At 67.2% G+C, this 19,402-nt stretch carries 20 protein-coding genes and 1 riboswitch; of the genes, 14 read left to right on the top strand and 6 right to left on the bottom strand.

The annotated features are described in order from the left end of the window. Positions 1-185: 185 nt before the first annotated feature. Complete coding sequence (kynU, locus tag FIV09_RS14890) at positions 186-1,385, bottom strand: kynureninase (protein ID WP_152451069.1); 1,200 nt, start codon at positions 1,383-1,385, stop codon at positions 186-188. Positions 1,386-1,592: 207 nt separating this feature from the next. On the opposite strand from kynU, the gene FIV09_RS14885 reads away from it, so the two are divergent. The 4 genes from FIV09_RS14885 to FIV09_RS14870 all read left to right on the top strand — a co-directional run bounded on the left by FIV09_RS14885 (position 1,593) and on the right by FIV09_RS14870 (position 6,148). Further along, positions 1,593-2,786, top strand: a complete 1,194-nt coding sequence (locus tag FIV09_RS14885; RefSeq protein ID WP_152451067.1) for an ABC transporter substrate-binding protein — start codon at positions 1,593-1,595, stop codon at positions 2,784-2,786. Between the two features lie 62 nt (positions 2,787-2,848). Next, positions 2,849-4,687 carry an ABC transporter permease gene (locus FIV09_RS14880; RefSeq protein WP_152451065.1) on the top strand — a complete coding sequence of 613 codons (1,839 nt, stop codon included), beginning with the start codon at positions 2,849-2,851 and terminating at the stop codon, positions 4,685-4,687. Beyond that, a complete protein-coding gene (locus FIV09_RS14875) occupies positions 4,684-5,454 on the top strand; it encodes an ABC transporter ATP-binding protein (RefSeq protein WP_152451063.1) in 771 nt (256 codons plus the stop codon). Before FIV09_RS14880 ends, FIV09_RS14875 begins: the two co-directional genes overlap by 4 nt. Continuing rightward, positions 5,447-6,148: an ABC transporter ATP-binding protein gene (locus FIV09_RS14870; protein WP_152451061.1), complete on the top strand. Its 702-nt coding sequence runs from the start codon at positions 5,447-5,449 to the stop codon at positions 6,146-6,148. The genes FIV09_RS14875 and FIV09_RS14870 overlap by 8 nt, the downstream gene beginning before the upstream one ends. Positions 6,149-6,172: 24 nt before the next feature. Here FIV09_RS14870 and FIV09_RS14865 read toward each other — a convergent pair whose 3' ends face one another. The 4 genes from FIV09_RS14865 to FIV09_RS14850 all read right to left on the bottom strand — a co-directional run bounded on the left by FIV09_RS14865 (position 6,173) and on the right by FIV09_RS14850 (position 9,466). Next, complete coding sequence (locus FIV09_RS14865) at positions 6,173-7,045, bottom strand: helix-turn-helix transcriptional regulator (protein ID WP_152451059.1); 873 nt, start codon at positions 7,043-7,045, stop codon at positions 6,173-6,175. Positions 7,046-7,201: 156 nt separating this feature from the next. Continuing rightward, entirely contained in the window at positions 7,202-8,014 is an 813-nt protein-coding gene (locus FIV09_RS14860) for a substrate-binding domain-containing protein (protein WP_152451057.1), read from the bottom strand. A 47-nt stretch (positions 8,015-8,061) separates the two neighbouring features. Continuing rightward, on the bottom strand, positions 8,062-8,766 hold the full coding sequence (locus FIV09_RS14855; protein WP_152451055.1) for an ATP-binding cassette domain-containing protein: 705 nt from the start codon (positions 8,764-8,766) through the stop codon (positions 8,062-8,064). Then, the gene (locus tag FIV09_RS14850) at positions 8,759-9,466 is read right to left on the bottom strand and encodes an ABC transporter permease (RefSeq protein WP_152451053.1); all 708 of its coding nucleotides are present in this window, start codon (positions 9,464-9,466) and stop codon (positions 8,759-8,761) included. The genes FIV09_RS14855 and FIV09_RS14850 overlap by 8 nt, the downstream gene beginning before the upstream one ends. Before the next feature lie 132 nt (positions 9,467-9,598). Here FIV09_RS14850 and tsaA point away from each other — a divergent pair, with 132 nt between their 5' ends. From tsaA to FIV09_RS14830, 4 genes are all read left to right on the top strand, one after another. Further along, positions 9,599-10,111: a tRNA (N6-threonylcarbamoyladenosine(37)-N6)-methyltransferase TrmO gene (gene tsaA / locus FIV09_RS14845; protein ID WP_371417711.1), complete on the top strand. Its 513-nt coding sequence runs from the start codon at positions 9,599-9,601 to the stop codon at positions 10,109-10,111. Positions 10,112-10,652: 541 nt separating this feature from the next. Then, positions 10,653-10,964, top strand: a complete 312-nt coding sequence (locus FIV09_RS14840; protein WP_152451051.1) for a hypothetical protein — start codon at positions 10,653-10,655, stop codon at positions 10,962-10,964. A gap of 120 nt (positions 10,965-11,084) precedes the next feature. Further along, positions 11,085-11,909, top strand: a complete 825-nt coding sequence (locus FIV09_RS14835; protein ID WP_152451049.1) for a cyclase family protein — start codon at positions 11,085-11,087, stop codon at positions 11,907-11,909. Positions 11,910-11,912: 3 nt separating this feature from the next. Next, complete coding sequence (locus FIV09_RS14830) at positions 11,913-12,329, top strand: carboxymuconolactone decarboxylase family protein (RefSeq protein ID WP_152451047.1); 417 nt, start codon at positions 11,913-11,915, stop codon at positions 12,327-12,329. Between the two features lie 122 nt (positions 12,330-12,451). On the opposite strand, the gene aroC is transcribed toward FIV09_RS14830, so the two are convergent. Next, complete coding sequence (gene aroC, locus FIV09_RS14825) at positions 12,452-13,552, bottom strand: chorismate synthase (protein WP_152451045.1); 1,101 nt, start codon at positions 13,550-13,552, stop codon at positions 12,452-12,454. A 92-nt stretch (positions 13,553-13,644) separates the two neighbouring features. Then, positions 13,645-13,746, top strand: a riboswitch (TPP riboswitch). 44 nt (positions 13,747-13,790) lie between these two features. Here aroC and FIV09_RS14820 point away from each other — a divergent pair. The 6 genes from FIV09_RS14820 to FIV09_RS14795 all read left to right on the top strand — a co-directional run bounded on the left by FIV09_RS14820 (position 13,791) and on the right by FIV09_RS14795 (position 19,342). Then, positions 13,791-14,774, top strand: a complete 984-nt coding sequence (locus FIV09_RS14820; protein WP_152451043.1) for a thiamine ABC transporter substrate binding subunit — start codon at positions 13,791-13,793, stop codon at positions 14,772-14,774. Then, a complete protein-coding gene (locus FIV09_RS14815; RefSeq protein WP_152451041.1) occupies positions 14,750-16,261 on the top strand; it encodes a thiamine/thiamine pyrophosphate ABC transporter permease ThiP in 1,512 nt (503 codons plus the stop codon). Before FIV09_RS14820 ends, FIV09_RS14815 begins: the two co-directional genes overlap by 25 nt. After that, positions 16,254-16,952, top strand: a complete 699-nt coding sequence (locus tag FIV09_RS14810) for an ATP-binding cassette domain-containing protein (protein WP_152451039.1) — start codon at positions 16,254-16,256, stop codon at positions 16,950-16,952. The genes FIV09_RS14815 and FIV09_RS14810 overlap by 8 nt, the downstream gene beginning before the upstream one ends. A gap of 121 nt (positions 16,953-17,073) precedes the next feature. Next, positions 17,074-17,784, top strand: coding sequence for a DUF484 family protein (locus FIV09_RS14805; protein WP_152451037.1), 711 nt, complete (start codon positions 17,074-17,076; stop codon positions 17,782-17,784). Beyond that, a complete protein-coding gene (locus FIV09_RS14800) occupies positions 17,781-18,707 on the top strand; it encodes a tyrosine recombinase XerC (protein ID WP_152451035.1) in 927 nt (308 codons plus the stop codon). Before FIV09_RS14805 ends, FIV09_RS14800 begins: the two co-directional genes overlap by 4 nt. An 11-nt stretch (positions 18,708-18,718) precedes the next feature. Next, entirely contained in the window at positions 18,719-19,342 is a 624-nt protein-coding gene (locus FIV09_RS14795) for an FMN-binding negative transcriptional regulator (RefSeq protein ID WP_152451034.1), read from the top strand. Positions 19,343-19,402: the final 60 nt, after the last annotated feature.

Here is a 19,402-nt window from a genome sequence, read left to right as displayed (position 1 = left end):
GGCAGCCGCCGCGCCTAGCGCCTGCCCGCCCCGACGGGCTGGCGCTTTGAAACGATGAACGCGCCGACTGATCTGAGCAACGATTTGGCCACATAAAGCGCGCAAGCCCGGCGCAGCAGTGCCATCCCGCGGGCAGGCGCATCTACGTCGTTCTCTTGAGACGCGACCGAGATGCGTGCGTCTTTCTACGTCACCCGACCGCGCACCTGGTATTCCGCCGCGCGCCAGGCCTCAGTCACCATGATCTCCTCCAGCACCTCCGCCGCGCGCACCACGTCGCCTTCGTCCAGATAGAGCGGCGTGAACCCGAACCGCAGGATGTCGGGCGCCCGGAAATCGCCGATCACGCCGCGCGCGATCAAGGCCTGCATGATGGCAAAGCCCTCGGGATGGGCGAAGGAGACCTGCGACCCCCGAGCACCCGCATCCCGCGGCGAGGCGAGCGTAAGGCTGGGACAGCGCGCCTCCACCTCGGTGATGAACCGCTCGGACAGCGCGACGGATGCAGCGCGCAGGCTTTCCAGCGACACACCCTCCCAGGCATCGAGTGCAGCCTCGAGAACCGCGAGCTGCAGAACCGGCGGCGTGCCGACGCGCATCCGCTCCACCCCCGGTGCCGGGCGGTAGTCGCGCGCCATCTCGAAGGGCGCGGCGTGCCCGAGCCAGCCTTGCAGGACCGGGTCGATGCTGTCGGCAAGATCAGGGCGCACATAGATGAAGGCAGGCCTCCCCGGCCCGCCATTGAGGTATTTGTAGGTGCAGCCCACCGCGAATTCGCAGTTGCACCCGGCGACATCCACGGGCAACGCGCCTGCGGAATGCGCCAGATCCCAGATCATGACGGCCCCCGCCGCATGGGCCGCTTCGGTGATCGCGCCGACGTCATGGCGCCGCCCGGTGCGGTAATCCACCTCGGTCAGCATCACGACCGCTACGCTTTCGTCGATGGCCGCGAGCACGTCCTCCGGCGCCGGAGTGACCACGCTGTGATCGCGCCCCAGATGCCGCACCAACCCGTCCGCCATGTAAAGATCGGAGGGGAAGTTTCCCGCATCCGACAGGATCACGCGCCGGTCGGGCCGCATCTCAACGGCGGCGGACAAGGCCTGGAAAACCTTCACCGACAGCGTGTCGCCCATGGTGACCGTCCCCGCGGGCGCGCCGATGAGCCCGGCCACGCGGTCGCCCACCCGGCGCGGCAGATCCATCCAGTCGCAGCTGTTCCAGGCGCGGATCAGCTCATTGCCCCAATCGTGCTCGATGACCTGCGCCGCGCGCGCGGCCGCCCCCCGGGGCAATACGCCCAGCGAATTGCCGTCGAGGTAGGTCACCCCCTCGGGCAGGTGGAAACGGTCCTTCACGGGCAGGTCGATCACGTCGGTCATGGCGCGTCCTTCGGTATTGCGTCCCGAAGGCGGTAGCCTTTGCGGCGCTGCAGGACAAGCATCACGGGGTCGGGCGGCGGGGGGCCGGGCCGCGCGGGCAGGGCCCCAAATGGGGGCCGGGGCTGATTTCGCGTCCTCGGGGCTACATAAACCCGCACGCGTCGCGTAAAGAGGGCGCAAACCTGTTGTCACAAGGAGCGGTCCGACATGATCCGCAGAACCTTCCTGTCTCTCGCACTGGCCTTCGGCGCCGCGTCGCCCGCGATCGCGCAAGACGGCCCCATCGTCGTCGGCGAGATCAACCACTTCAAACGCCTTGCGGCCTTCGCCGAGCCCTACCGCAAGGGCTACGAGATGGCGATCGAGGAGGTGAACGCCGCAGGCGGCGTGGATGGCCGCGAGATCGAGGTGATCTTCCGCGACGATCAGGGCGAGCCGGGCGAGGCGATCCGCATCGCCGAAGAGCTGATGACCCGCGAAGGGGCCGTCATGCTCACGGGCTCGATCCTGTCCAATGTGGGGCTCGCACTGTCCTCGCTCGCGGCTCAGAAGGAATGGGTCTACCTCGCCTCCGAACCGCTGGCCGATGCGCTCGTCTGGGAGAACGGCAACGACTGGACCTTCCGCCTGCGCGCCTCGACCTACATGCAGGCCGCGATGCTGGCCGAGGAGGCCGCGAAAACCGATGCCGTCCGCTACGCGACCATCGCGCCCAACTACGCCTACGGAAAGGATGCCGTCGCCGCCTTCAAGGAGGCGCTGACCGCGCTGAAGCCCGAGGTCGAGTTCGTGGCCGAGCAATGGCCGCAGCTCTTCCAGATCGACGCGGGCGCCGAGGTGCAGGCGCTGGAACGCGCGAAGCCCGATGCGATCTACAACGTGACCTTCGGGCCGGATCTTGCGAAATTCGTCCGCCAGGGCACGGATCGGGGCCTGTTCGACGGCCGCACGGTGTTCGGCCTTCTGTCCGGGGAGCCGGAATATCTCGAACCGCTCGCGGATGAGGCGCCCGAGGGCTGGGTCGTCACCGGCTATCCCTGGTACGCCTTCGAGGACGGCCCCAATGCCGATTTCGTCGCCGCCTATACCGAAGCGTTCGGCGAAAGGCCCAAGAACGGCAGCCTCGTGGGCTACATGACGGGCCTGTCCGTGGCGGCGGCGTTCAGCAAGGCCGAGAGCCTCGAGAGCGATGCGATCCGCGCGGCGTTTGAAGGGCTCGAAGTATCCGGGCCCGTCGGCACCATCACCTATCGCGAAATCGACAACCAATCGACCATGGGCGCCTTCGTGGGCACCACGGCGCTGGAAGATGGTGGCGGCATCATGGTCGACTGGACCTATCGCGACGGAGCCGATTACCTGCCCGATGACGCGACCGTGCGCGCGCGCCAGGGTCAGTAAGTCCGGAAATGGTGAACGGGGCGGGGCGCTAGCGTCCTGCCGCCCTAAAAAGGCGCCGCGCGATGGGCTTTTTCCTCGCTCAGATCCTGACCGGGCTCGCCAATGCGGGGGCGCTTTTCATGGTGGCGTCGGGCCTGTCGCTGATCTTCGGCGTCACCCGGATCGTGAACTTCGCCCATGGCTCGTTCTACATGCTGGGCGCCTATATCGGCTACACGTTGATGCAGGTGCTGCCAGGCGCGGTCGGGTTCTGGGGCGCGATGCTGCTGGCGGGCGTGGCTGTGGGCGTCATTGGCGCCTTTGTGGAGATGGTGATCCTGCGCCGGGTCTATGCCGCGCCGGAACTCTTCCAACTCGTGGCCACCTTCGGCGTGATCCTGATCGTGCAGGATTTGGCGCTGATGATCTGGGGGCCGGAGGATCTGCTCGGGCCCCGCGCGCCCGGTCTGCGCGGCGTGATCCGGATCATGGGCGAGCCTGTGCCGAAATACGACCTCGTGCTGATCGCCGTGACGCCGGTGGTGGCGTTCTTGCTGTGGGCGCTCATCACCAAGACCCGCTTCGGCATTCTCGTGCGAGCCGCGACGCAGGACCGCGCGATGGTGGGCGCGCTGGGCGTCAATCAACGCTGGCTCTTTACCGGGACCTTCGCGCTGGGCTGCGCGCTGGCCGGGCTCGGCGGGGCGCTGCAATTGCCCAAGGGCGGCGCGGATCTGCTGATGGATTTCACCATCCTGACCTCCGTTTTCGTGGTGGTGGTGATCGGCGGGATGGGATCGCTGCCGGGGGCGTATCTCGCCTCCGTGCTGATCTCGGTGCTGGGCGTCTTTGGCGTGGCCTATCTTCCTCAATCGACGCTCGCGCTGACCTTCGTCGTCATGGTCGCGGTTCTGATGTGGCGGCCCTTCGGCCTTCTGGGCCGCGAGGAGGTGGCGGGCGAGGCAGGTCAGGTCGGCCCGCCCGAAGACCCGATCCGCCCCGCGGGCTGGCCTATGCGCGCGGCCGTGGCGCTGGCCCTTGCCGTGTTGGCGGCGCTGCCCTTCTACGGGTCGGATTTCGCGCTGGTACTGGCGACGGATATCCTGATCTTCTGTCTCTTCGCGGCCTCGCTGCACTTCCTGCTGGGGCAGGCGGGGCTGGTGAGTTTCGGCCACGCGGCCTTCTATGGCGGCGGGGCATACGCGGCGGCCCTGCTGGTGCGGCATGCGGGCGCGCCGATGGAGCTGGCGCTGCTCCTCGCCCCTCTGATCGCGGGGCTCCTCGCGCTGGCCATCGGCTGGGTCTCCTTGCGGGCCACGGGCGTCTATTTCGCGATGCTGACGCTGGCCTTCGCGCAGCTTCTCTGGTCGCTTGTCTGGCAATGGGCAGAGTTCACCGGCGGCTCTGACGGCATGGTGGGAATCTGGCCCGCCGCGTGGGCTGCGGGCAACGCGGTGTTCTTCTGGCTGGCCTTCACGCTGTGTGTCTCGGGCATTCTGGTCCTGCGCCACACGGCCCATGCGCCCCTGGGCTACGCGTTGCGGGCGGCGCGCGATAACCCGGCCCGCGCTGCGGCGACGGGCCTTCCGGTGGCGCGCCTGCAATGGGTGGCCTTCGCCTTTGCGGGGGCGATGGCGGGCCTTGCGGGCGGGCTCTTCGTCTTCGCCAAGGGCTCCGTCTTCCCGAATGAGCTGGAGATCGCGCGCAGCTTCGACGCGCTCATCGTCGTGTTCCTGGGCGGGGTCAAAACCCTGTCCGGCGGCTGGGTCGGCGGTGCTGTGTTCGAGGCGGGCGTCGACTGGCTGACCCGCTTCGAGTATTGGCGCCTGGCCCTCGGCCTTACGGTCCTCTTCATCGTGACGCTCGCGCCCGAGGGGATCGTGGGGGCCCTGCGCCGCCTCTGGCGGAGGGTGCGGCCATGAGCGCGCTTTTGTCGGTCGAGGGCCTCTCGCGGCATTACGGCGCCCTGCGCGCCGTCGACGAGGTGAGCTTCACGCTGGCCCCCGGCGATATCCGCGCCCTCATCGGCCCCAATGGCGCGGGCAAGTCCACGCTGTTCAAGATGCTCATGGGCGAGACGCGCCCGACCTCCGGCTCCGTCACCTTCGAGGGGCGCCGGATCACCGGGCTCAGCCCCGCCCAGATCTGCCGCCGGGGTGTCGGGCGCACCTTCCAGATCACCGGGACCTGGCCGTCGATGACCGTGCTGGAGAATGTGCAGACCGCGAGGCTTTCGGCCCGGCGGCGCAGCTTCGCCGTTCTGCCCTTCGCCCGGTCGCTCGAGGTTGAGGCCTCCCGCGACCTGCTGGCAAATGTGGGCATGTCCGATCAGGCGGATCGCCCCGCCGCGGTCCTGGCATACGGCGACCTGAAGCGTCTGGAACTGGCCATTGCGCTTGCCCATACGCCGAAGCTTCTCCTGATGGATGAGCCGACCGCGGGCATGGCCGCCACCGAACGCGCCGACCTGATGGAGACCGTCACCGGGATCGCCCGCGACCGGGGCATGACGATCCTCTTCACCGAACACGACATGGACGTGGTCTTCGAACATGCCCGGACCGTGATGGTCCTCGATCGCGGTCAACTCATCGCGCATGACACGCCCGATGCCGTCCGCGCCGATCCGCGCGTCCAGGAGGTGTATCTCGGCGCGGGGCTCGATCCGGAGGCGTTGGACGATGCTTGAGGCGCGCGGGATCGACGTCTTCTACGGCAAGGCGCAGGTTCTGTCGGATCTGTCGCTGTCGGTCACGCGGGGTGAGGTCGTGGCCCTTCTGGGCCGCAATGGCGCGGGCAAGACCACCACGCTCAAGGCGTTGATGCAGATGCTGCCCGTGGCGCGCGGTTCGGTGCATCTTTCAGGCACGGAGATCACCGGCATGGCCCCCTATCGCGTGGCGCGGGCGGGACTGGGCTACGTCCCCGAGGAGCGGCGGATCTTCACGCAATTGTCCGTGCGCGAAAACCTCGAAGTGGGCCGCCAGCCTGCGCGCGACGATGTCCCGGCCTGGACCGAGCAGGGGCTCTTCACCCTGTTTCCGAACCTCGCAGAACGCGCCGAGGCGCCGGGCCGCGCGCTTTCGGGCGGGGAGCAGCAGATGCTCTCGATTGCGCGCACGCTCATGGGCAACCCTTCCGTCCTGCTGCTCGATGAGCCCTCCGAAGGGATCGCACCCGTGATCGTGACGGAGATGGTGCGCGCGATCCGGCGGCTGAAGCGCGAAGGGCTGACCATCCTGCTGTCAGAACAGACGATCCCCTTCGCCCGCGCCGTGGCGGACCGGGTCGCGGTGATCGATCATGGCCGCGTGGTGTTCGAAGGCACGTTCGATGATCTGGATGCAGCACCGGAAATCCGGGCCGATCATCTGGCCGTCTGAGCGAGGTAATCCGGCGCCGCCGCGTCAGGCGTTCCAGCGCACAAGGCCCGCCTCGCTGACATCGTACCCGCCAAGCTGGTCGGCATGATCCCGAAACGCCTGACCGCGCAGGAAGTGCAGAAGCGCCTGCAGCGGCGGATCGAAGGCCCGGCGCCGGTCAAGCAATAGATCGAAGCGCTCCTCGATCACCGGTAGGAAAGCCAGCCCATGCGCGGCGGCGACGGAAGCCAGCCCGAAGGTCACATCCGCCGAACCGCTTTTCACCGCGAAAACCGCGTCTTCCTCGCTTTGCGTGGTCTGGGCGATCTGCAGCAGCGCTGCGTCGATGCCCGCCTCGGCCAATGCGTGCCGCAGGAGCCGGTCACTGCCGGTGCCCGCGGGCCGCGCGGCCACCCGCAGTCCCGGCAGGTCGGCCAGCCCGGTGATCCGCCCCTGATCCTCGGACCGCAGGACGAGGCCGCGCTGGCGGCGTGCAAACGCGATCAGGACGGCATCCATCTCGCCCGCGATCTCCTGCACATCGGGGATGTTCCAGCTTCCGTCCGTGCCAATGAGATGCAGCCCCGCCGCGATTCCTTCGCCCGCCGCGAACCGGGTCAGGCCGTCCATCGAGCCGTCGAAATAGGTGGCAAGGCCAGCCCGCGATTGTCGCAGCGCCCAGCTCAGAAGCGGGTCGTGACTGCCAAGGATGACGTCCGGCGCGTCCGGTCGGGTGGCAATTGGTCCCGGCCCGGAGCGGCCGCTTGCGATCCAGGCGCGCACCTCCGCCTCGGGGAACAGCAGCTTTCCGGTGACCTTCGAACAGGGCACCGCGCCCGAAGCCGCGAGGTCGTAGACCTTCCGCTCCTTGATCCGCAGGAGTTCGGCCAGTTCCTTGACCGTCAGAAATTCGGGCATGTGACGTCCGTTCCGGCCTTTTTCGGCTACGCTATGATCGGCTGCACAACGATCGGGAGCACGATGCCCAGAAAAACGGTGTGGCGAAACCCCCTTCCCGCAGGCGAGAAGGGGGCACTCATGACCTGCGCACTCGTTAAAAAACCACCGCCGTCATCACTTGGTCGCATTGGGAAAGAATAATTGCTGTCCATCAATCGCGAATTCTGCAATCGCGGCCTGTCCGGTCGCGGCTGTCAGCCAATCAATGAATGTTGTTCCCGCGGAGACCTTAACATCCGGACAGCGTTCTGGCGAAACGAGAATGATACCGTATTGATTAAATAGTTGCGGATCGTGCTCTACGAGGACCGAAAAGTCCGATTTGTTGCCAAAGCTGATCCATGTTGCCCGATCCGTGAGCGTGTAGGCTCCCATGCCGATGGCCGCGTTCAGCGTGGCCCCCATGCCCGATCCGGTTTCGCGGTACCAGCCGCCCGAGGCCGCCTCGAGGTCCGTGCCGGTCATCGCCCAGAGCGCGGTTTCCTTCTTGTGGGTGCCGCTGTCGTCGCCGCGCGATGCGAAGGTCGACTCGGCAGCGGCGATGCGGGACAAGGCGGCCTCGGCATCGCTTAGGCCCGCGATGCCCGCGGGATCCGCCTCCGGTCCGACGATGACGAAATCGTTGTACATCAGGTCCTGCCGCGCGACGCCGTAACCGGCCTCCACGAAGGCCTCCTCGGCGGGTTTCGCGTGGACCAGAAGCACATCGGCGTCGCAATTCTGCGCGTTGCGGATGGCCTGACCGGTGCCGACCGCCACGACATTCACCGCGATCCCGGTCTCTTCCTCGAAGCGCGGCAGCAGGTGGTCGTAGAGCCCGGAATTGGCGGTCGAGGTCGTGGATTGCACCAGGATGCTCGTCTCCTCTGCCGTGGCAGTTTGGGTAATGAGAAGGGCCAGGACAGCGGGAAACAGGCGTCGGATCATCGTGAGGTCTCTGTATTTTGGCGTTGAAAATGGTGCGGGCAGGGCCGTCAGGGCACGAGCCGCCCTTCGAGGAAATCGCGCGCAATGGCCGTTCTGGGGGCGGCCAGCACGCGCATCGCAGCACCGGCTTCGGCGATGCGGCCGCGACACATGACCAGCGCATGGTCCGCGATACGGCGCGCCTGGGCGATGTCGTGGGTGACCATCAGGATCGTGGTGCCGCGTGCAGCAACGCGGCGCAGCACCTCCTCGATCATTGCCGCGGATGCGGGATCAAGGCTGGCTGTCGGCTCGTCCAGAAGCAGCAGTTCGGGATCCGTGGCCAGCGCGCGGGCGAGGGCCAGGCGCTGCTGCTCGCCCCCCGAGAGCCGTCGCGCCGGCTGTTTGGCATGGCCCAGCAGGCCCATCTCGGCCAGGAGCGCATCACGCCGCGCGCGGTCGCGGCCCAGCACGAAATCCATGTTCGCGGCGACCGAGCGGCGCAAGAGCACGGGCTTCTGGAAGACCAGCGCCTGTTTCGGCGCGGGTCTGTCCGCCCAGTCGATCCGGCCGTCATGGGGGATCAGGCCGTGAATGGCGCGCAGCAGCATGCTCTTGCCCGCGCCATTCGGCCCGAGAATGGTGGTGATGCCCCGCTGCGGCACGCCCGCCGCCACCCCGTCGAGCACGGCATGCCCGTCGATCCGGACCGAGACGTCGCGCAGGGTCAGGCGGGGGGTGGGCGCCGTGTCGGGGTGCATGAAATCACGCATGGGCCAGTCGTCCTTCGCTGCTGCGCACCCCGTGGACGGCGGCATTCACCGCCAATGCCAGCACCATCAGCACGATGCCGAGCGCCAGGGCGAGGGCCAGATCGCCCTTCGAGGTCTCAAGCGCGATGGCCGTGGTCATCACGCGTGTCAGGTGGTCGATATTGCCGCCCACGACGATCACCGCGCCGACCTCCGCAATGGCGCGCCCGAAGCCCGCAAGCCCGACGGTCAGAAGCGCGAAACGCCCGTCCCAGAGCAGCGCGCGGATGCTCGCCATCCGGCTCAGCCCGAACGAGCGGAATTGCTCATCATATTCGAAATGCAGTGCCTCGAGCACCTGCCGGGACAGCGCCGCAACGATGGGCGCGATCAGGATGGTCTGCGCGATGATCATCGCGGCCGGGGTATAAAGCAGACCGAAGACGCCAAGGGGTCCCGACCGGCTCAGCGCAAGATAGACCATGAGGCCCACCACGACCGGCGGCAGGCCCATCAGCGCGTTCACGCAGATGATGGCCGCGCTGCGCCCGGGGAATCGCTGCGTCGCAAGCAGCGCGCCCAGCGGCAGACCGATCAGACAGGCCAGCGCTGTGGCGGTCAGGCTCACACGCAGGGACAATGCCACGATCTCCCACAGGTCCGCATCGCCCGACAGAACGAGCGTGGCGGCGATCCGCAGCGCCTCTGCCATGTCGTTCATGTCGTAAACCTGCAAAAATTCCCGAGCTATGCAAAGTTTTCACCATCGGCTGAGGTTTTGCAAGGGCGAAGGCCCGTGGCGTTGCGCGGGCCTTGGGCTATTCTCCGGCCCGAAAGGGAAAGGAAAGCGGACATGGCCGAATCCGAAGACATGCACCCTGATGATCTGCGCCAAGGCGAGATGCGCCGCGATCCGCCCAAGCTCGGCGAGGCGGTCCTGCATTTCATCGGGCTTTGCCGGACGCCTTTCGCCACGCGCGCGGACTGCCCACGGCAGGGACGTATTGACGGGCCGCTCTGTCGGCTCGAGATCGACCCAGATTGGGCGCCCGCGCTGGACGGGATCGAGCGGTTTGCCGTGCTCGACGTGCTCTACTGGCTGGACGGGTCGCGCCGGGACCTCGCGGTGCAAACCCCTGCCAAAGACGGTGTGCCCCGCGGCACCTTCTCCTTGCGCTCCCCGGTCCGGCCCAACCCGATCGGGCTGTCGCGTGTCGCCCTAGAGCGGCGCGACGGCGCGGTTCTGTACGTGCGCGGCCTCGATTGCATCGACGGCACGCCCCTTCTCGACATCAAGCCCGAGCGCTGTTCGTACACGCCGCTCGCCCCGCCGAAAGCCGCGGATCAGGAGGATGCGGCGTCGTAACTTTGCCGATGCGGTGTGCGGGGGCGTTGCGCGTCTCTGCCTGCTTCCTGAGCATTTAGTCGCGCGGGCCCGTGAAAATCCGCCCCTCATGCTTGATTCGACCGGGCGAAGTCGCGTCCACTGAAACCCGGAGAGGTCTACGCCCTTTGCGTCAGATCAAGGAATCAGGTCGGGGCGCGTGCGATTGCAAAGCCCTGGGCGCCGCGACCGGAAAAATGCGCGCGGCGTGAGGCGAAGGAGTATCAAACAGGCGCGGAGTCGCCGATCCATCGGGTGAGTGTCATCAAACGTTGATCCCGATCCTGTATGCGGTGACATGAGGGGCAGGACCGCGCCGTGCGCCGCTCCGGTATGTAAACGTTCTGTTCATCGGTCTGTTTATCGTTATCAACTTGTATTCAACTTAAGCGCGAATTTTATCGTTGGAATGCATCATCTGACACTCGTATCGTGTCAGGGCCGTTCCGAGAAACGCGATGCGCCCTGCCTGGCGCATTTCTGGGGGTGGGAAGACCCCGTCACAGGTCATAGGGAGGGAAACATGACCTTTATCACGCCAATCGCCGCCACGAAGATGTGGTTTGCCTGGACCGGTGCGCTCTGGGCGCAGCAGATCAAGGTGGCCCAGGTCATGACCGAGGCGGCGCAACAGGGCAGCTTTGCCATGATGGGGATCGAGCCGCCGAAGCCGCAGGCTGCCGATCCGGGCGCTGAAACACGGGCCAAGCGGCGCGCCGCATCGCCGCGCGTCATGGGCGCGATCAAGGAGGCAGGCCAGACCCGCCGCCCGACACGCAAGCTCGCTTCGCCACCGAGCATGCCGCCGCGCCGGACCCACGCCACGCCGGTCTGATCCCGGCGACTCCCCCGGCGACCGCGCAAAGCGTCTCGGCAGGGGGCAAACATGTGCTAGGCTCCGAAGGGCGGGCGCTGCGATCCATGCAGCCCCGCCCTTTTCAATGGAGGATGCGGCATGTGCGATATTTGCGTAATGAACAAGGTGAAGGAGCGGATGCTGTCCCGGCGTCAGTTCTTCTCGTCCGGTGCGGGCGCGGCTGCGGCGGCGGCCACGCTCGGTGCGGTGACCGCCGCACCGCCCGCGATGGCGGCGGGCCATGGCAGCGTCGTCGACATGACGCACAAGCTCAGCCCCGACTTTCCCACCTTCTTCGGGCCTCCGGGCATCTCCATGGCGCAGGAGTTCAATTTCGCAGAACACGGCTTCAACCTGTTCAACCTCTCGGTCAATGAGCACACGGCGACCCATATCGACGCGCCTTTGCATTTCTCGGCCGATGGCGCCTCGGTGGACGAGATTCCGGTGACCGATCTGGTGGCGCCGCTGGTGGTGATCGACATCGCCGCGCGCGCGGCGGAAAACCGCGATGCGCAGGTGACGCCCGACGATCTGCAGGCCTGGATCGACGCCAATGGCGAGATACCCGATCGGGCCTGCGTCGCGATGCATTCGGGCTGGGCCGCGAAATCGGGCTCTGCCGAGGATTTCGTGGGCCGCGACGCCGATGGGGTGGGGCATTTCCCGGGCTTTCATGTCGAGGCGGCGCAGATGTTGCTGGAAACCGGCGCGGCGTCGATTGCGTCCGACACGCTGTCGCTCGATCACGGGCCGTCCGCGGATTTCGCCACGCATTACGCCTGGTTGCCCACGGGCCGCTTCGGGATCGAAAACCTCGCGGGCCTCGAAAACGTGCCGGCCGCGGGCGCCACGCTGATCATCGGCGCACCCAATCACGTCGGCGGAAGCGGCGGGCCCGCGCGTATCTTCGCGATGGTCTGAGCCGTGGCAACCGTTCCGCTTCTGTCGGATGAAGAGGTCAGCGCAGAGGCGCTGGCCGTCTTCGCGGATATCCGTGCGACCCGTGGCACCGATCATATCAACAATTTCTGGCGCGCGCTGGCCCATGATCCCGCGACCCTTTCGACGACATGGGCGCGGCTCAAGGATGTGATGGCGCCCGGCGCGCTCGATCCGCTGGTGAAGGAGATGCTCTACATCGCGGTCTCCACCGCCAATGGCTGTGAATACTGCATCCATTCCCACACTGCCGCGGCCCGCGCCAAGGGCATGAGCGACGCGCAATACGGCGAGCTGCTCGCGGTGATCGGCATGGCGATGCAGACAAACGGGCTGGTCTCGGCGCTGCAGGTGCCGGTGGATGCGGCGTTCCGGGCGGAGAGCAGGGATAATATTAGTTAATATTATCCGGCCCACCGCGCGCTGAAACATGGTGCCGTGTCAGGGCGTTGAGGTGTCCGGTCGCACGGGCGAGATAAAATTAGTTAATTTTATCAGACTGTTACCTTTCGCATGCGAAAGGTTCAGCCGATCTTGCCGCGCTGTCCGCCTGTCTGTGCGCGATCCATCAGCAGGTGATCGAGGATCACGCAGGCCATCATCGCCTCGCCCACCGGGACCGCGCGGATGCCCACGCAAGGGTCGTGGCGGCCCTTCGTGACGACCTCCGTGGGCTGGCCCGACTTGGTGATGGAGGCGCGGGATTTCAGGATCGACGATGTGGGCTTCACCGCAAAGCGCACCACCACGTCCTGCCCGGTGGAGATCCCGCCCAGGATGCCGCCTGCATGGTTCGACGAATAGACCGGGCGGCCATCATTGCCGAGGAAGATCTCGTCAGCATTGTCCTCGCCCGTCAGCGCGGCGGCGGCCATGCCTTCGCCGATCTCCACACCCTTCACGGCATTGATCGACATCATCGCTGCGGCGAGCTCGGTGTCGAGCTTGCCGTAAACGGGCGCGCCCAGGCCCTCGGGCACGCCACGCGCCACGACCTCGATGGCCGCACCGCAGGAATTGCCCGACTTGCGCAGCCCGTCGAGATAGACCGCCCAGTCTTCGGCGGCCTTGGCCGAGGGCACCCAGAACGGGTTCTTCTCGATCTCGTCCATGTCGCGCTCGGGGCCGATCTGATGCGGACCCATCTGCACCATGTAGCCCTGCACTTCGAGGCCGGGCACCAGCTCCGCCAGCACCGCGCGGGCAAGGCCGCCCGCCGCCACCCGTGCCGCCGTCTCGCGCGCGGACGACCGCCCGCCGCCGCGCGGATCGCGGATGCCGTATTTCTGCCAATAGGAGATATCAGCGTGACCGGGCCGGAAGGTCTCGGCAATGTCGCCGTAATCCTTGGAGCGCTGATCGGTGTTCTCGATCATCAGCTGCACCGGCGTGCCAGTGGTCCGCCCCTTGTAGACGCCCGACAGGATGCGCACCTGGTCGGGCTCGCGCCGCTGCGTGGTGTACTTGTTCTGGCCGGGTTTGCGCCGGTCGAGCCAGTGCTGGATTGCGGCCTCGTCGATCGCGATGCCCGGCGGGCAGCCATCCACCGTGCAGCCCAGTGCCGGCCCGTGGCTTTCGCCCCAGGTGGTGACGCGGAAGAGATGTCCGAAGGTGTTGTAGCTCATGGTGCCTCGCCTCTTGCCCGCCCCTGTTAGGGCAGGCCGCGTCGCGCCTCAAGAGGCCGGGCTTGCACGGGCCCGATCGCTGCTCTAGCTGTAGGGCCACCTCGGGGTGCCCGGAAGGGCTGAGATGCGCATGATGCGAACCCGTTGAACCTGAACCGGTTAACACCGGCGGAGGGAAGGTTTGCCGGGCCACAAGCCCCCTGATCTTGCCCATCCGCCGCAAAGAGGAGGATGGGACATGAAAGCCCTCACCACATTTGCAGCGGGCACGCTTCTGGCAAGCACCGCGCTTGCGCAGGACAATGTCCTGACCGTCTATGCAGGCGATTACATCGTCTCGAAATGGGGCCCCGGCCCCAAGATCGAGGAGATGTTCGAGGCCCGCTGCGACTGCGATCTGCAATTCAGCCCGGGCGACCTCATGCCGCGCCTGCGTCTCGAAGGCGACCGGACCGAGGCCGATATCGTCTTCGGGCTCAACACCGACGTCACGAAAGAGGCACGCGAGGCGGGCCTCTTCGCGCCGCACGGGCAGAACATCGCGAACCTGACACTGCCCGTCGACTGGACGGACGAGGTCTTCCTGCCGTTCAACTACGCCCATACCGCTTTCGTCTATGACACCGACCGGACCCCAGAACCGCCGGCAAGCTTCGACGCGCTCTTGGAGGCGGGCGACGATCTCACCATCGTGATCCAGGACCCGCGCACCTCGATCTCGGGACTGGCGCTCGCGCTCTGGGTGCAGGCGGTCTATGGCGAAGACGCGCAGGATGCCTGGGCGCAGCTGTCGGACAATGTGCTGACGGTCACGAAGGGCTGGTCGGAAAGCTACGGGCTCTTCACCGATGGCGAAGCCGATATGGTGCTGTCCTACACCACCTCGCCCGCCTATCACCTGATCGCCGAGGACGACCCCACCATAAAGGCCGCCATCTTCCCCGAGGGGCATTACTTCATGGTCGAGCTGGTGGGCAAAGTCGCGGGCACCGACAACCCGGAGCTGGCCGATCAGTTCATGGAGTTCATCCTGACCGAGGAGTTCCAGTCGATGATCGCGACCGGCAACTGGTCCTTCCCGGCAGCGCTGCCGCAGGATCAATGGCCCGAGGGCTTCCAGCAGCTCGACCTGCCGGACACCGCGCTCTTCTATTCCGAGGATGAGGCGGACGCGCTCAAGGATCAGGCGATCGAGGCATGGCGCGCGGGCCTTTCGCAATAATCGCAGCCCTCGCGGTGCTGGCGGTCACGCTGGTGCCGGTGGGCGCGGTCTTGATCCGGGCGGGGGGCTTTGCGGCCTTCGCGCCCGGTGACGTGGACGCGATCCGCTTCACGCTGTGGCAGGCGACCCTGTCGGCGTTCTTCTCGATCCTCTGCGCCGTGCCCGTATCCCGTGCGCTGGCGAGGCGAAACTTTCCGGGCCGCGGGCTTCTGGTGGCGCTTCTGGGCGCGCCCTTCATCTTGCCGATCATCGTGGCGGTGCTCGGGCTGATCGCGACCTTCGGCACCAACGGCATCGTCAATCGCGTGCTCGGCGCGCTGGGCCTGCCGGAGATGACGATCTACGGGCTTCATGGCGTGGTGATTGCGCATGTCTTCTTCAACCTGCCGCTGGCCACGCGGCTCATCCTGCAGGGCTGGCTCGCAATGCCGGGCGAGCGCCTGCGCCTTGCGGCCTCTCTGGGCCTCAGCCCCTGGGCGATGTTCCGCACGCTTGAGGCGCCGATGCTCGCGCGTATCCTGCCAGGCGCCTTCGCGGTGATCTTCGTGATCTGTCTCTCATCCTTCGCGGTGGCGCTGACGCTTGGCGGCGGGCCACGCGCGACCACGGTGGAGCTCGCGATCTACCAGGCGATGCGCTTCGATTTCGACCTCGGGCGCGCGGCAGCCTTTTCGGTCGTGCAACTTGCCCTTGCCATCGCGGCGGGGCTCGTGGCGCTGCGCCTGTCGGGGGGGACGGGCTTTGGCGCGGGTCTCGACCGGATCGTGCCGCGCTGGGACGGGCAGGGCGCTGCGGCCCGCGCCCTTGATGCGGTGGCCATTGCGGCGGTCGCGCTGTTCCTGCTGACGCCGCTTGTGCTCGTGACATTGCGGGGCGTGCCGGGGCTGGTCCTGCTCGGTCCCGAGATGCTGGAGGCTGCGTGGAATTCTCTTTGGGTGGCGCTTGTCTCCACCGCGCTCTGCCTCATCTGGGCGCTGCCGCTCGCCACGCGGCGGGGCGAGCTACTGGGCCTTCTCGGTATCGCGCTCTCGCCGCTCGTTCTGGGCACGGGGCTGTTCCTGATCGTGCGGCCCTACGTCAATCCGTTCACGCTGGCCCTTCCTGTGACGGCGCTGATCAACGCGCTGGTCAGCCTGCCCTTCGCTCTGCGCATCCTGCGCCCCGAAGCCGAGGCGATCCGCGCCGACTTCGCCCGCCTTGCGCAATCTCTGGGTCTGACGCCCTGGGCGTGGTTGCGCTTCGTCTTTCTGCCGCGCCTGCGCCGTCCCTTGGGCTTTGCGGCGGGGCTGACGGCGGCGCTGTCCATGGGCGATCTCGGCGTCATCGCGCTTTTCGCCGATCCCGAGCGCGCGACGCTGCCGCTCTATGTCTACCGGCTGATGGGCAGCTACCAGATGGAAGCCGCGCAGGGTGCTGCACTTGTGCTGCTGGCCTCCAGCCTGGCGCTGTTCTGGGCGTTCGACCGGGGAGGGCGGGTGCATGCTTGAGCTCGAGGGCGTCACGATCCGGGCGGGGGACTTTTCGCTAAGTGCCGACATGGCCCTCGCGCCCGGGGAGCGGGTGGCCATCATCGGCCCGTCCGGTGCGGGCAAGTCGACGCTGCTCGACGCGATCGCGGGGTTCCGCGCGCCGGAGGCGGGACGCATCCTCTGGCAGGGGGGCGACATCACCGCCGCTCCGCCCGGTGCGCGGCCCGTCTCGATCCTGTTTCAGGATCAGAACCTCTTTCCGCATCTGAGCCTCACGCGCAATCTGGGCCTTGCCCTGCGCCCCGATGGCGGACGCCTTTCGGGCGAGGACAGCCGCAGGGTGGACGAGGCCCTCGCCGAGGTTGGCCTGCCGGGGTTCGGCGCGCGCAAACCAGCAGAACTCTCGGGCGGGCAGGCCAGCCGCGCGGCGCTGGCGCGCGTGATGTTGCAGGACCGGCCCGTGCTTCTGCTCGATGAGCCGTTCGCGGCGCTGGGCCCCGCCCTCAAGACCGAGATGCTGGACCGGGTCCGCGAGATCGCCGCGGCGCGCGGCACACTGACGCTGATGGTCAGCCACGATCCCGCCGATGCGCGCCGTTTCGCTCAGAAAACCGTGCTCGTCGCGGATGGCCGCGCCCATGCTCCGCGCGAGACGGAGGCGCTCTTTGCCGACCCGCCTGCGGCCCTTGCGGCCTATCTCGGCGCGTGACCTCAAAGGCACCCGGCCGCCGAGGCCCGCTTGAGCGCGATTGACAGGACATGCCCCGCCGGAGGACAAGGTCGGGACCAAGACCCGGGCAACACGGGTCCGCGACACCCAATGAGGCGACATGACGAGCCAACCCAAAATCGACCCTTCCCTGCGCGATTCCCTGATCGAGCGGCCGGACCTTCTGCTTGAGGATGTCGACCTGATGCGCGCGCTGGTCGCGGCGAATGAACGGGCCATGGGCTCGAATATCGTGGATCTGCGCGGTATCGCGATGGAGCGGCTGGAGGCGCGGCTCGACCGGCTCGAAGAGACGCATCGCTCGGTGATCGCGGCGGCCTACGAGAATCTCTCGGGCACGAACCAATTGCACCGCGCCATCCTGCGCATGCTCGATCCCACCGAGTTCGAGGTCTTCCTGCGCGATCTGGGCGGCGACGTCGCCGATATCCTGCGCGTGGATTGCGTGAAGCTCATTCTCGAAAGCGCCAATGCCGAGGCCGAGGCCGAGACCGTCGCGCGGCTGGGCGGCGTTCTGATCGTGGCCGAGCCGGGCTTCATCGACGGCTATGTCTCAGAGGGGCGCAATGTCCCGCAGCGCCAGGTCAGCCTGCGCCAGATCGACGAGGGCGACGCGCGCATCTACGAGGAACTGAGCGACTGGATCCGGTCCGAGGCCTGCCTGCGGCTCGATTTCGGCACAGGCCGTCTGCCGGGTCTTCTGATCCTCGGCGCCGAGGATCCGCACCAGTTCACGCCGCAGCACGGCACCGATCTTCTGTCCTTCTTCGCGGGCGTCTTCGAACGCTCCATGCGGCGCTGGCTGCAATGAGCCTCGCGGTCTCGCCCCAGGCCCGCGACGCGGTGCAATCCTGGCTGGAGACCGCGCGCGCCCTCAAGGGGCAGGCCGAGAATACGGAGACCGCCTATCGCACCGACGTCATGGGCTTCATCGCCTTCATGACGGGCTATCATGGCGACAGCCAGGGCTTGGCCGCGCTGGCTCGGATCACCACCACCGACATGCGCGCCTATCTGGCGCATCTGCGCGGGCAGGGGGCCAGCCCCCGCTCGATGGCGCGCAAGCTCTCGGCGGTGAAGTCTTTCTACCGCTTCCTGGCCGAACGCGAAGGGTTCGAGCCCACGGCCGTCCTGTCTGCCCGGGCGCCCAAGTTCCAGAAGAAGCTGCCGCGCCCTCTGACCGAAGACGCAGCACGGGCGATGATCGACAGCGTGGGCGATCAGGGTCGCGAAGACTGGATCGGCGCGCGTGACGCCGCCGTGGTCACGCTCCTTTACGGATCGGGGCTGCGGATCTCGGAAGCGCTGGGGCTCACCGGCGCCGATCTGCCGCTGGGCGAGAGCCTGCGCATCACCGGCAAGGGCGGCAAGGAGCGGGTCGTGCCCGTCCTGCCCGTGACTCGCACGGCCGTCGAGACCTATCTGCGCCTTTGCCCCTACGAGATGACGCCCGGCGCGCCGGTCTTTCGCGGACAGCGGGGCGGGGCGCTCAACCCGCGGCTGGTGCAGAAGGTGACGGCGGCGGCCCGGATGCAGCTGGGCCTGCCTGCGACCGCGACCCCGCATGCGATGCGGCATTCCTTCGCCACGCATCTGTTGCAGGCGGGTGGCGATCTGCGCGCGATCCAGGAACTTCTGGGCCACGCGTCACTTTCGACAACGCAGGCCTATACCTCGGTCGACCAGGTGCATCTGATGAAGGTCTATGCCGCCGCCCATCCCAAGGCGGGCTGAGGAGGGAGGCCATGCACCCCAACCCCGTGTTCCGCTCCGCCGATCATGCCAAGGACATCGCCTTCGCCCGCGCGCGCGGGTTCGGCACGCTCTGTGTGTCCGCCGATCCGGTGCCGCTTCTGGCGCATATCCCGTTCACGCTGAACGAAGCGGGGGATGTGGCGATGCTGCATCTCGTGCGCTCGAACCCCATCGCGCGGCGCATCGACACGCATGCGCCCGCGAAGATCGCGGTCATGGGGCCGGACAGTTACATCTCGCCCGATTGGTACGGGGTCGCGGATCAGGTGCCGACCTGGAACTACGTGGCGGTGCATCTGACCGGGCGGCTCACGCGGCAACCGCAGGAATCCATGCGCGCCATGCTCGATCATCAGTCGCAGGCGGCGGAGACGCCTCTGGCCCCGAAGCCCGTCTGGCAGACGGAGAAGATGACGCCCGAAGTGCTCGAGCGGATGATGCGTCAGATCGTGCCGTTTCATTTCCACGTGGAGCAGATCGATGCGACCTGGAAGCTCGGTCAGAACAAGCCCGACGCGGTCCGGCTTGCGGCGGCGGATGCCGTGGAGACGGATGGCATCGGGCAGGAATTGGCGGCCCTTGCCGCCTTGATGCGCGATCCCCCCGCGCTCTGAGGGCTTGCGGGTCGCGGGCCGGCCTGTAGGCTCGCGCGGAACACGCCTTCGGACCCATTC

Source organism: Roseivivax sp. THAF197b, assembly GCF_009363255.1.
In the GTDB taxonomy this organism is placed as follows: Bacteria; Pseudomonadota; Alphaproteobacteria; order Rhodobacterales; family Rhodobacteraceae; genus Roseivivax.
This window is presented reverse-complemented; position numbering and strand designations above follow the sequence as displayed.